Annotated in this window: 14 protein-coding genes and 1 riboswitch; of the genes, 13 read left to right on the top strand and 1 reads right to left on the bottom strand. The window is 64.8% G+C overall.

The features are described 5' to 3' along the window. Positions 1-8: 8 nt before the first annotated feature. From ACVOL0_RS03410 to ribD, 6 genes are all read left to right on the top strand, one after another. Entirely contained in the window at positions 9-434 is a 426-nt protein-coding gene (locus tag ACVOL0_RS03410; protein WP_481547935.1) for an RcnB family protein, read from the top strand. Positions 435-592: 158 nt separating this feature from the next. Further along, a complete protein-coding gene (gene glyA, locus ACVOL0_RS03405) occupies positions 593-1,846 on the top strand; it encodes a serine hydroxymethyltransferase (protein WP_282266309.1) in 1,254 nt (417 codons plus the stop codon). A gap of 155 nt (positions 1,847-2,001) precedes the next feature. Next, a complete protein-coding gene (gene nrdR, locus ACVOL0_RS03400) occupies positions 2,002-2,535 on the top strand; it encodes a transcriptional regulator NrdR (RefSeq protein WP_282266315.1) in 534 nt (177 codons plus the stop codon). Positions 2,536-2,571: 36 nt separating this feature from the next. Next, positions 2,572-3,495: a hypothetical protein gene (locus ACVOL0_RS03395; protein WP_481547908.1), complete on the top strand. Its 924-nt coding sequence runs from the start codon at positions 2,572-2,574 to the stop codon at positions 3,493-3,495. Positions 3,496-3,540: 45 nt separating this feature from the next. Continuing rightward, entirely contained in the window at positions 3,541-4,008 is a 468-nt protein-coding gene (locus tag ACVOL0_RS03390; RefSeq protein ID WP_481547907.1) for a GNAT family N-acetyltransferase, read from the top strand. A 99-nt stretch (positions 4,009-4,107) separates the two neighbouring features. Continuing rightward, on the top strand, positions 4,108-5,217 hold the full coding sequence (ribD, locus tag ACVOL0_RS03385) for a bifunctional diaminohydroxyphosphoribosylaminopyrimidine deaminase/5-amino-6-(5-phosphoribosylamino)uracil reductase RibD (RefSeq protein ID WP_481547906.1): 1,110 nt from the start codon (positions 4,108-4,110) through the stop codon (positions 5,215-5,217). A 147-nt stretch (positions 5,218-5,364) separates the two neighbouring features. Here ribD and ACVOL0_RS03380 read toward each other — a convergent pair whose 3' ends face one another. Continuing rightward, positions 5,365-5,988, bottom strand: coding sequence for a hypothetical protein (locus ACVOL0_RS03380; protein ID WP_481547905.1), 624 nt, complete (start codon positions 5,986-5,988; stop codon positions 5,365-5,367). Positions 5,989-6,610: 622 nt separating this feature from the next. Then, a riboswitch (FMN riboswitch) is annotated at positions 6,611-6,794 on the top strand. A 75-nt stretch (positions 6,795-6,869) separates the two neighbouring features. Here ACVOL0_RS03380 and ACVOL0_RS03375 point away from each other — a divergent pair. The 7 genes from ACVOL0_RS03375 to ACVOL0_RS03345 all read left to right on the top strand — a co-directional run bounded on the left by ACVOL0_RS03375 (position 6,870) and on the right by ACVOL0_RS03345 (position 11,818). Further along, positions 6,870-7,472, top strand: coding sequence for a riboflavin synthase (locus ACVOL0_RS03375; protein ID WP_481547904.1), 603 nt, complete (start codon positions 6,870-6,872; stop codon positions 7,470-7,472). Continuing rightward, the gene (gene ribB, locus ACVOL0_RS03370; RefSeq protein WP_481507933.1) at positions 7,469-8,569 is read left to right on the top strand and encodes a 3,4-dihydroxy-2-butanone-4-phosphate synthase; all 1,101 of its coding nucleotides are present in this window, start codon (positions 7,469-7,471) and stop codon (positions 8,567-8,569) included. The genes ACVOL0_RS03375 and ribB overlap by 4 nt, the downstream gene beginning before the upstream one ends. Before the next feature lie 112 nt (positions 8,570-8,681). After that, a complete protein-coding gene (gene ribH / locus ACVOL0_RS03365) occupies positions 8,682-9,149 on the top strand; it encodes a 6,7-dimethyl-8-ribityllumazine synthase (protein ID WP_282266327.1) in 468 nt (155 codons plus the stop codon). Continuing rightward, complete coding sequence (gene nusB, locus ACVOL0_RS03360; RefSeq protein WP_282266329.1) at positions 9,146-9,625, top strand: transcription antitermination factor NusB; 480 nt, start codon at positions 9,146-9,148, stop codon at positions 9,623-9,625. Before ribH ends, nusB begins: the two co-directional genes overlap by 4 nt. Positions 9,626-9,718: 93 nt before the next feature. Then, positions 9,719-10,711, top strand: a complete 993-nt coding sequence (gene thiL, locus ACVOL0_RS03355) for a thiamine-phosphate kinase (RefSeq protein ID WP_481547903.1) — start codon at positions 9,719-9,721, stop codon at positions 10,709-10,711. A 182-nt stretch (positions 10,712-10,893) separates the two neighbouring features. After that, complete coding sequence (locus tag ACVOL0_RS03350) at positions 10,894-11,292, top strand: roadblock/LC7 domain-containing protein (protein WP_282266335.1); 399 nt, start codon at positions 10,894-10,896, stop codon at positions 11,290-11,292. 163 nt (positions 11,293-11,455) lie between these two features. Further along, positions 11,456-11,818, top strand: a complete 363-nt coding sequence (locus ACVOL0_RS03345) for a roadblock/LC7 domain-containing protein (protein WP_057627433.1) — start codon at positions 11,456-11,458, stop codon at positions 11,816-11,818. Positions 11,819-11,953 lie beyond the last annotated feature (135 nt).

Here is an 11,953-nt window from a genome sequence, read left to right as displayed (position 1 = left end):
AATCCCCGATTATAACCGGAACCCCGGCATGGCCGGCGGCGGCGGGTGACCGTGACGGACACGACCGTGGCCGCCACGGCTGGGACGACCGCGGCAGGGGCCATGATCGCGGCCGCGGCCACGACCGCCATGAGCGTCGGGACGACCGTCGCCACTATGCCAATGGCTACCGTGAGGGTTACCGCGACGCCCGTCACAACGACCGCCGCTACTACGCACCGCCGGCGCGCGTGGTGTACCGCCCGTATGGTTTCGAGCGCGGCCACCGCTACAGCAACTACTACGGCGGCCCGGTCTATGTGGTCAACGACTACAACCGTTACCACGTGCGCCGCCCGCCCTACGGCCACCGCTGGATCCGCGATGACCGCGGCAACATGCTGATGGTGGCCATCGCCACCGGCATCATCGCCGACATCGTGTTCAATCATTGAGCCAGGCTGCGGCCGGCTCCCTGGAAGGCGCCCTGCGGGGCGCCTTCTTCGTTTTCGGGCCGTGATGCTGGTTGCAGGTGGCACCGACCGCTGCCGGGCCGGGGGGCGAAGGAAGCGCTACAATCAACAGCTCCCTCGCCCCCGTACCAGGAGCTGTGATGTTCCCGCGTGAAGCCCGTATCGAGTCCTACGATCCCGAGTTGGCCAAGGCCATTGCCGATGAGTGCCAGCGTCAGGAAGACCATGTCGAGCTGATTGCCAGCGAGAACTACGCCAGCCCGATGGTGATGGAAGCGCAGGGCAGCCAGCTGACCAACAAGTACGCCGAGGGTTACCCGGGCAAGCGCTACTACGGTGGCTGCGAGTACGTGGACATCGCCGAGAAGCTGGCCATCGACCGCCTGAAGCAGCTGTTCGGCGCCGATTACGCCAATGTGCAGCCGCACAGCGGCTCGCAGGCCAACCAGGCTGTCTACTTCGCGCTGCTGCAGCCGGGCGACACCATCCTGGGTATGAGCCTGGCCCATGGTGGTCACCTGACCCACGGCGCCAAGGTCAATGCCTCGGGCAAGATCTTCAATGCGATCCAGTACGGCGTGAACGAAGCCGGCCTGATCGACTATGACGAAGTCGAGCGCCTGGCACTGGAGCACAAGCCGAAGATGGTGGTGGCTGGTTTCTCCGCCTATTCGCAGGTCATCGACTGGGCGCGCTTCCGCGCCATCGCCGACAAGGTCGGTGCCTACCTGTTCGTGGACATGGCGCACGTCGCCGGTCTGGTCGCTGCCGGCGTGTACCCGAACCCGATCGAACACGCGCACGTGGTCACCTCGACCACCCACAAGACCCTGCGTGGTCCGCGTGGCGGCATCATCATTGCCAAGGGCGCTGGCGAAGAGATCGAGAAGAAGCTGCAGTCGATCGTGTTCCCGGGCATCCAGGGCGGTCCGCTGATGCACGTCATCGCCGCCAAGGCCGTGGCCTTCAAGGAAGCGCTGGAGCCGGAATTCAAGGCCTACCAGCAGCAGGTGGTGAAGAACGCCCAGGCCATGGCCACCACGCTGATCGCGCGCGGCTACAAGATCGTCTCCGGCGGCACCCAGAACCACCTGATGCTGGTCGACATGATCGGCAAGGACGTGTCCGGCAAGGACGCGGAAGCCGCGCTGGGCAAGGCCCACATCACCGTCAACAAGAACTCGGTACCGAACGACCCGCGTTCGCCGTTCGTGACCTCGGGCCTGCGCCTGGGTACCCCGGCCATCACCACCCGCGGTTACCAGGAAGCCGACTGCGTCGCGCTGGCCAACTGGATCGCCGACGTGCTGGACGCGCCGGCCGATGAGGCCGTCATCGCCCGCGTGCGTGATGCCGTCAGCGAGCAGTGCCGCAAGTACCCGGTTTATGGCTGATCGGCGCCGGGTGTCAGTGGTTCTTGATGCCCGTTCTGCCCTGAGCTGACCGCATTACCCCGGGTTGGGCGCTTGCCCCGGCCCGGGGTTTGTTGTATCTGCGTTACAGGTTTTCCACGTCGCATGCGCGGCGCCTGATGTCCAAGGCTTGAAACATGCATTGCCCGTTCTGCCAGCACACCGACACCCGCGTGATTGACTCACGTGTTTCCGAGGATGGCGCCACCATCCGTCGCCGCCGTGGTTGCGAAGCCTGTGGTGAGCGTTTCAGCACGCTGGAAACCATCGAGCTCAAGCTGCCGGTCATCGTCAAGAGTGATGGTGGCCGCGAAGCCTTCGATGCGCGCAAGCTGCGGGTGGGCTTTGACCGCGCGCTGCAGAAGCGGCCGGTATCGGAAGAACGCATCGAGGCGGCGGTACGCGCGGTGGTGCACCAGCTGCGCATGTGCGGCGAACGCGAAGTGCCGTCGATCAAGGTCGGCGGTTTCGTGATGGACGAACTGCGCAAGCTTGATCATGTGGGCTATGTGCGCTTCGCCTCGGTCTACCGCAGCTTCGAGGACGTGGCCGATTTCCGCGACGAGATCGAGAAGCTGGAGCGTGATCATTCCAGTGACGAGGACCAGCTGCCGTTGTTGGCGCATGCGCGGGCGGAAGCCGCGCGGGCAGGCAAGAACGGCAAGCGCTGATTGCTGCGTGTGCAGGGAAGGGAGGCCGGAGTGGCAATGCGATCAGCGGCACGGCGGTTTTCACGCAAGGGACTGGTAATGCTCGCGTTGTCGTTGGCATTGCCCACGCAGGCCCAGGAGCGGTCCAGTCCCGTGGATGTGGCCGGGCGTGCTCGATTGGCTGCGCAGCAGGCCTTCGATGCTGCTGCCGGGCTGGATCAAGCGCAGGGCGGTCCATCTTCCTGCGTGGGGGAGGCCTGTACGCCCCGGGCGCTGGCAGGGCGTTATCGCATCGTTGAAGACGGATATGCAGACTCGGTCCTGGAGCTGGTTAGCGACGGGAACTACGCGTTGACGTTGGCGATGCATCCCATGCCCCGCAGCTCGAAAGGGCAATGGTCGCTCGCCGATGGCATGCTTCTGCTGCATCCGCGCGATGATCTCGCCGATACCGTGCAACTCGTCCCGCATGAAGCCAGGTCGGCCGAGCGCGCACAGCTGGCGCAGCTGCTTGCCGACCTGGAGCCGGCGCATCCGGATCCGGCTGATCGCAACGGCCAGGAGGAACGTGGGGAGCTGCAGGCGCAATTGGCGGACACGCACGTAGCTGGCAGGCCGCTGTTTGTGAATCTGCTTGATCCAATGAGTGGTGTGGCCAGCGACGGCATACAGGTGGTGCTGGAGCTGGCCCAGGGCGAACTGGCCGCCGAGGGCAGGTTGCCGGAGGGGAACACCTATCGCTTTCCATCGCCGGCGCCGGGGCAGGTCGTGACAGGCCTGCGCCTGCACTTCCCAGGCATGGACCAATCGCTGCGATTGCCGCTGCAACCGCCGCTGCGGCCCGGTTACCAGGTGCTGTTCGATGGCTGTGCGATTGGCCTGTGCGAATCGGCAACGATGGGCCTGCTGTTGGAGCAGGGCGATGATGGCGCGCGTCTGCATGCCTTGGGCGTGGGCATGTTCCAGCGCGTGAACCACTAATACATTGAGTACGCGGCCCTGTCGTGGCTGCCAGAGTCGAATCCGATGAAGTTCATCAATCTGCAGGACCGGCGTGAACTGCTGCCGGCAATCGCACAAGCCCATGTACAGGCTTTCGGCACGCTGCTTCCCGATTGGACCGTGGCCCAGGCCGAGGCGGAGCTGGCCATGCAGCAGCGCCACACCATCCCCTGCAGCTGGTTGGCGGAAGACGCCGATGGCTGGTTGGGCTCGGTGAGCCTGCTGCATGATGACCACGAGCAGATCCGCGGCTGGTCGCCATGGCTGGCCTCGTTGTACGTCAGTCCGGCTGCGCGTGGCAAAGGCGTGGGTGCGGCGCTGGTCGCGCATTGCGTCGCACAGGCCGCGGCGCTGGCTGTGCCGGTGCTGTACCTGTATTGCGAAGCGCCGCTGGTGGGCTGGTACCGGAGTCTGGGCTGGCATGTGCATGCCGAGCTGCAACTGGGGCCGCTGGCGATCACGGTGATGGCAGTGGATACCGGCCATGCCTGAAGTGTGCCGAAGCGATGATGCTGGGCTTGCTGCGCATACACTTGTCCGCGACCGTTGCCGACATGAGCAGCGTGCCGCATCCGTAATGAGGTTTTGCCGATGAGTCAGTTCACCGCCACCGATCACCTGCTGATGGCCCGCGCGCTGCGCCTTGCCGAACGTGCTGCCTGGACCACGCGGCCCAACCCGATGGTGGGCTGCGTCATCGCGCACAGTGATGAGGTGGTGGGCGAGGGCTGGCATCAGCGTGCCGGCGGCCCGCATGCCGAGGTGTTCGCGCTGCGACAAGCGGGTGAGCGTGCCCGTGGCGCGACTGCCTACGTCACCTTGGAGCCCTGCGCGCATTACGGGCGCACACCGCCGTGCGCATTGGCCTTGATCGATGCTGGCGTTGGCCGGGTGGTCGCGGCGATGGCCGATCCCTTCCCGGATGTGGATGGTGGCGGATTTGCGCTGTTGCGGCAGGCCGGTATCACCGTTGACGTGGGTTTGATGGCCGCGCAGGCGCGTGAGCTCAATCGTGGCTTCCTGTCGCGCATCGAACGTGGTCGCCCATTCGTGCGGGTGAAGTTGGCCGGCAGCCTGGACGGGCGCACGGCAATGGCCAACGGTGAATCAAAGTGGATCACCGGTGAAGCCGCGCGCGCCGATGTGCAGCACTGGCGCGCACGCGCTGGTGCGATCCTGACCGGCGCGGCCACCGTGTTGGCGGATGATCCGCTGTTGACCGCGCGACCGGACGCCGGTGAGTTTCTGCCGCCATTGCGCGTGGTGCTGGATGCACGGCTGCGGACCCTGGCGTGTGAGCGTGTGCGCGATGGCGATGCTGGCACCTTGTATCTGCACGACCCGGCGGTGCTTGCCCCAGCAACGGATGGGGCCGAGTTTGCGGGTGTTCCAGTACTGGACGATGGCCGGCTCGAGCTGGCCGCGGTGATGGCAGTGCTGGCCGCGCGTGGCATCAATGAAGTACATGTCGAAGCGGGGCCAACCCTGTGCGGCGCTTTATTCAAGGCCGGATTGGTCGACGAACTATTGCTGTACATGGCGCCCTTGCTGATGGGCGATGGCGCGAGACCGTTGCTGGCGGGCATGGGCATTGAGCATATGGCCGGGGCCTTGTCGCTGGAGCTGCGTGACGCACGCATGCTGGGCAAAGATCTGCGTCTGCAGCTGCGGCCGTCAGTGGGGGGGGCAGCGCAGCTGTAGTGCCGAGCCATGCTCGGTAGGGGCCTTGCCGGGAATGCCCTGCCGAGAATGGCGCGGAACTATACGAATCACGCAAGCTGACTGCGATCCGTGCAAAAAAAACGGGGGCCTTTCGGCCCCCGCTTCATTAAACCCGGTAGTGCCGGATCAGAAGCTGGCGCGTACACCGACCGAGTACTGGGCGAAGTCGCCCAGCCACTGGCCTTCCGCAACTACGCCCCAGGACTTGTTGAACTTGACCTGGCCGCCCAGTACGCCGACGAACTCGGTGTCCATGTCGCTGCCATCAAGGGCGCCGCCCTTGATCCAGGCTTCAGTGCGTGCTGACGGCTTGCCGCGCAAGCCGACGGTGACGCGGCCTGCGTTGGTGTGAGTCTTGTAGGTGCCGTTGTATGCGCCAGCACCGCTGAGCTTTTCTTCAAGGCTCAGGCGCAACCAAGCGATGTCGGTGGTGAAGTCGACGCGCTCGCTCATGTTCATGTGGTAACCGGCGCCCAGCTCCGGCTGGCTCAGCTTGAGCTTGGAGCGCTCGCCGCTGCCCCAGCTGATCGACTTGTGGACCTGGGAGTAACCGGCGAACAGGTTGACCTTGCCGGCGATGTCGAACGACCCGCGCAGGTAGGCGCCGTCCAGGCTCGGGTCATCGAGGTCGTTGCTGTTGATCTTGAGCTGGGTCCAGCCGGCTTCGGCGTAGGTGTAGCTCAGCTCGTCGGCAGAGGCGACTACAGGTGCGGCTGCCAGCATGGCGGCCAGAATCAGGGTCTTGCGCATGGATTCCTCTTCAGTGCGATATCCGTGTCGACCAGCCCGTTGCGGGCTGGGACCGTACGTCATGTAGCGGCGGGGCGAAGTCTAACGAAATATTTACGCCTGAAAAGTCGGGCTGGTGGCCGGAGGTGGCCTCGCGAAAAGCGCGCGTTGGTGGAATTTCCGTCGAAGATGGCTGCTGATTTACTGCCGTTGGACGAGGATGGCGCTTGTATGTCCGCGCGGCTGGGGTCCGCGGTGCTCCCGAAGGGCTCGGTTTCCAGAACAATCCTATTGGGCTGATCGTCACCTGACTTGTGTGCGCTCCACGGTGAGCAAGGGCTCGGAGAGGTAGTAATCGTCCTGGAGGTTGAACGCTGTTTGTTGCGCTGCATGGCGGTTCTCTGGCCTGCAGCAGCGGCAATGTCGCAATGGCGCGCTCACCTGATGAACGGCTTGGGCTGTCTGTGTGCCTTTGTCACTGAGGGCAGTTTTTTGTGTAAGCGACAGTTGCCGCACACGGCGTTCCGTCTGGGCGGTGGGTTCTGACACCCGTTCCACGGATGGGAAGCACTTGTTCAGCCCGGCCAAGGCCTTCCCCGGGGCGGCGCTGGTACAATCGCCGGGCCGGTTCGCCGGCACTCACAAACGTCTTCAGGGCGGGGTGCAACTCCCCACCGGCGGTAGGTGCAATGCTCCAGAAGGAGTGCTGTGCGAGCCCGCGAGCGCTCCAGTCAGACCCGCACAGCTGTGCGGAGACCGGCAGGAGGTCAGCAGATCCGGTCAGATGCCGGAGCCGACGGTCATAGTCCGGATGAAAGAAGACGGTGTTTCGGGCCCTTTGCGGGGTCCGTGCGCCTGTTTGCCTTGCGGCGTTTTTCGCTCATCTACTGCGGAGAACGTTAGTGTTCACTGGAATCATCGAAGGTGTCGGCCGTCTGGCCGCACGCGAACCCATCGGCGGCGACGTCCGCTTCACCTTTGCCGTCGGCAGCCTGCCGTTCGAACAGGTGCAGATGGGCGAGAGCATCGCCGTCAACGGCGTCTGCCTGACCGTCATCGATTTCGACGACAGCAGCTTCAAGGCCGATGCCTCAACCGAAACCCTGGACCTGACCACGCTTGGTGGCCTGGCCGAAGGTGCCGTAATCAACCTTGAGCGCGCCATGCGCCCGACCGACCGCCTTGGCGGCCATCTGGTCAGCGGCCATGTCGATGGCCTTGGCAAGGTGCTGTCCATCCATGAGGACGCGCGCGCCCTGCGCTGGCGCTTCGCCGTGCCCAAGGCGCTGCTCAAGTACATCGCCAAGAAAGGCTCGATCTGCGTGGATGGCGTCAGCCTGACCGTCAATGAAGCCGATGACGAAGGCTTTGAAGTGGCACTGATCCCGCACACCGTCGCCAATACCGCGTTCTCCGCCACCGGCGTCGGCAGCGCGGTGAACCTGGAAATCGATCTGGTTGCCCGCTATGTCGAGCGCCTGCTGGGCCAAGGAGCCGCGCAATGAATTTCGCCCCCGTTCCCGAACTGCTGGAAGAGATCCGCGCCGGTCGCATGGTGGTCATCGTCGATGACGAGGACCGCGAGAACGAAGGCGACCTGATCATGGCTGCCGAGCTGGTCAAGCCGTCGGACATCAACTTCATGGTCACCCACGGCCGCGGCCTGGTCTGCCTGCCGCTGACCCGCACGCGCGCCGCCGACCTGGGCCTGGCACCGATGGTGCAGGCCAATACCGCGCAGTTCCAGACCAACTTCACGGTCAGCATCGAAGCCGCAGAAGGTGTGACCACCGGCATCTCCGCGCATGACCGGGCGCACACCATCCGCACCGCGGTGAAGGCCAATGCCAAGCCGTCCGACCTGCACCAGCCGGGCCACATCTTCCCGCTGATCGCCCAGCCGGGCGGCGTGCTGACCCGCGCCGGCCACACCGAAGCCGGCGTCGATCTGGCCATGCTGGCCGGGCTGGAGCCTGCCGGTGTGCTGGTGGAAATCCTGAACCCGGACGGCAGCATGGCGCGCCGCCCGGAGCTGGAGGTGTTCGCCCGCGAGCATGGCCTGAAGATGGGCTCGATCGCCGACCTGATCGCCTACCGCCTGGCCACCGAACACACCGTTGAGCGCGTGGACGAGCGCGATATCGACACCGAATTCGGCGCTTTCAAACTGGTCACCTACCGTGACCGCATCGCCAATGACCTGCATTTCGCGCTGGTCCGCGGTACCCCGGACAAGGACACCCCGACGCTGGTCCGCGTGCAGGTGGAAAACCCGCTGGCCGACCTGCTGCATTGGCGCCGGGATGACTTCGGCGTGGCCAATACCGATGCGTTGCGCGCCATCGACGCCGCAGGCAGCGGCGTGATGGTGGTGCTGTCGGCGCCGCGCGACACCAATTCACTGTTGGCGCGCCTGCGCCAGCAGCCGGTGCCGGTTACCCCGGGCAAGGACAAGGACGTGGGTCAGTGGCGCCGCAACGGTGCCGGCGCCCAGATCCTGTCGGACCTGGGGCTGGGCAAGCTGCGCGTGCTCGGCACCCCGCGCCGGCAGATCGGCCTGGCCGGTTATGGGCTGGAAATCGTCGAAACCGTGCAGCCCTGAGCCGCCGGCACCACCTGCGAGCCCGGCTGGACCGGGCTTGCAGCTGTTTTCTGCGTCGCGGGTTAAGCCCCCGCACGTTAGACTTACCCACCTTTTGGATCCCCATACCCCCATGAGCCACTACGAAGGCGACCTCCGCCCGGCCGGATCGGCCCGTTTTGCCATCATTGCCAGCCGCTGGAACGCCCGCATCACCGATGCATTGGTGACCGGCGCACGCCAGAGCCTGGCCGGCAACGGTATCGGCGAGGACGCAATCGACGTGGTGCGTGTACCCGGTGCCTGGGAAATCCCGCTGGTTGCAGCGCGCCTGGCTGCGGCCGGGCAGCACGCTGCAATCATCACCCTGGGCTGCGTGATCCGTGGCGATACCCGCCACTACGAGCACGTTGCCGACCGTTGTGCCGAAGGCCTGATGCGCGCCCAGCTGGATTTCGGCGTGCCGGTGCTCAATGGCGTGCTGGCGGTGGAGCGGGTGGAAGATGCCGAGGCCCGCGCAGGCGGCAGCCACGGCAACAAGGGTGAGGAAGCCGCCTTGGCGGCAATTGAAATGGTCAATCTTCTGGAACAGCTGCCATGAACAACAAGAACAACGGCAAGCCTGCCGGAAAGCCGGTCCGCCGCGACGGCATTGACCCGGTGCTGCGCTCGCGCGCGCGCCGCCGTGCCCTGCAGGCCATTTACGCGTGGCAGATCTCCGGTGGCAACGCCGAGTCGCTGCTGGCCCAGTTTGCCCATGAGCAGGCGCACGAAATCGCCGACCTGGCGTATTTCGAAAGCCTGCTGCGCGGTGTGCTCGACAACCGCCGTGACCTGGACGAGGCGCTGGCGCCGTTCGTCGACCGTGCGGTCGAGGAAGTGGACGCCATCGAACGTGCGGTGCTGCGCGTGGCCGCCTACGAGCTGCGTTACCGCCAGGACGTGCCGTACCGCGTGGTGATCAACGAAGCCATCGAAACCGCCAAGCGTTTTGGTTCCGAACACGGCCATACCTACGTCAACGGCGTGCTCGACCGCGCTGCCGTGGAGTGGCGCAAGACCGAGTCCAGCCAATAAGCGCTGGCGGCGTGATCGCCGCGCTTGGGGTTTGCCACAACGCCGGGCCGGCATCATCGGTGCCGGCGTTGTTGTTTTTGAGGGAGCGCAGTGATGAGCCTTGACGAGTTTGGCCTGATCGAACGCATCCGCCGCCGCACTGCTGCGCGCGCGGACATCGTGTTGGGGATAGGCGACGATGCCGCCCTGCTGCAGCCGCAAGCTGGCCAGCAACTGGTGGTGACCACCGATACGCTCAACGTGGGCGTGCACTTTCCGGCGGAAACGCCGCCGGCCGATATCGGTTGGAAGGCCTTGGCAGTGAATCTGTCCGATCTGGCCGCCATGGGCGCGCAACCGGCGTGGTGCAGTCTGTCGCTGTCACTGCCCGATGCCGACCCGGACTGGGTCGATCAGTTCGCCCAAGGCTTCTTCCAGCTGGCCGATCTGCATGGCATCGCCTTGATCGGTGGCGACACCACGCGTGGGCCGCTGTCGATCTCCATCACCGCGATGGGCCAGATAGCCGCGGGGCAGGCGCTGCGCCGCGATGCCGCCCAGCCCGGCGATGACATCTGGGTCAGTGGCGTGCCGGGTGAAGCGGGTCTGGCCTTGGCGTTGTGGCAGCAGCAGAGGCTGGAGGTAGGCCGGATTGCAGGCGATGCGCCAATGGAGCAACTGCGCCAGCGCCTGGCGCGGCCAACACCGCGGGTTGAATTGGGCCGCGCGCTGCAAGGTATAGCGACCGCTGCGGTGGATGTATCCGATGGTCTGCTCGCAGATCTGGGCCATATCTGCGCGCGCAGTGGAGTTGCTGCCGATGTGCTTGAAAACGCATTGCCGAGCTCATCGGCGGCTGTGCAGGCGGGGCTGTCCGGGGCGTTCAATGCGTTGCGTGCCAGCGCGGGTGACGACTATGAGTTGTGCTTCACCGCACCGCCTGAGCAGCGACAGGCGGTGCACGAAACCATGGCATCCGTAGCAGTTCCGCTTACCCGTATTGGCTATATTCGAGCCGGGACAGGGGTGCAGGTGATCAACCAGGAGGGTGCTGTGCTGGTGGCATCAAGGCAAGGCTACAACCACTTTTCAGGCCGCGGGGAGTAAGGAGGAGCCCTGCAAGCAGTAAGACGGATTTCTGTGTTCACGCGACGTCCACGTATTCATAATTTACCATCTCGTTCGTGATGGAAGTCGCGGTTTGATGCAATCGAGAGTCTGCATCCGGCGACGGCAAACAGGGGGAAGTAGTCGTGGAAACAGCAACGTTGGAAAAAGTGAGGGCGAAGATGAGTGATGTAGGTACGCCCTCGGTCACGGTGGACAGCCGTGCCCTGGAAACAGCACTCGATACCGTCATTGAACGCAACGTTGGCATTTCCATGCTGCTGGTCTCGACGGCCGATGGCCGTGCGATCGCTCACCGTTCGTTGAACAAGCTCGATCCACGGCGCTTGTCGGCGATGAGCAACTCCTTCCTGACGCTTGGGGAAACCTTGTCGCGCGAGCTCGGCCTGACGGCGGCCGACTACGTGACCATGTCCACCTCACAGGGCAGCATGGTGCTGGTACGCGTTGCTGCGGACCGGCCCTATACGCTGGCCGCGCTCGGCCATGCCGATACCTCCCTTGCCATCCTGCTGTATGCCGCTCGCGATGCTGCGGCGCGGATCAAGGTGTTGCTGTAACTCTCTTGTTGTAAATCAGCGGTGCTGCAGCTTGCCTGGCATGCCAGGGAGGCAGCGCGGGTGAACGGGTTCGAGTACGAAAATCTGATGCGATGCCGGTGCTGCATAGCGGCCTGGTCGCATTCAACACTTAGACAACAATCGATCAGGAACGGAGAAAAACATGGCTGGGAACGTCAAGCTGGACAAGTTGAATGAAATCGCTGGTTTCGTCGGTGCTGCGCTGGTCGACAGCGACAGTGGCATGGCCTTGGGCATGCTCGGCGGTGGCCCGATCAATCTGGAAGTTGCTGCTGCCGGCAACACCGAAGTGGTGCGTGCCAAGCGCCGAGTTGCTGCCTCGCTCGGCATCACCGATGCGATCGAAGACATCCTGATCACCCTGACCAAGCAGTACCACCTGATCCGTCCGCTGGAAAGCAATGCGGACCTGTTCCTGTACGTGGTGCTGGACCGTTCGCGTGCCAACCTTGCGCTGGCCCGCCATGAGCTGAAGTCGTTCGAACAGACGCTCGATTTCAAGTGATGCAATGACGTGGGGGGGGGGCGGGGGGGGGGCGCCCCCCCCCCCGGGGCCCGCGGGCGGTGCCCCGCGCCTCGCGGCTGCCGCGCTCGAACAGGCGCGCGCCCAGTTGCTGCTCCAGCGCCAGGATGCCCTTGC

It is taken from the genome of Stenotrophomonas sp. STEN021 (assembly GCF_056760175.1).
This window is presented reverse-complemented; position numbering and strand designations above follow the sequence as displayed.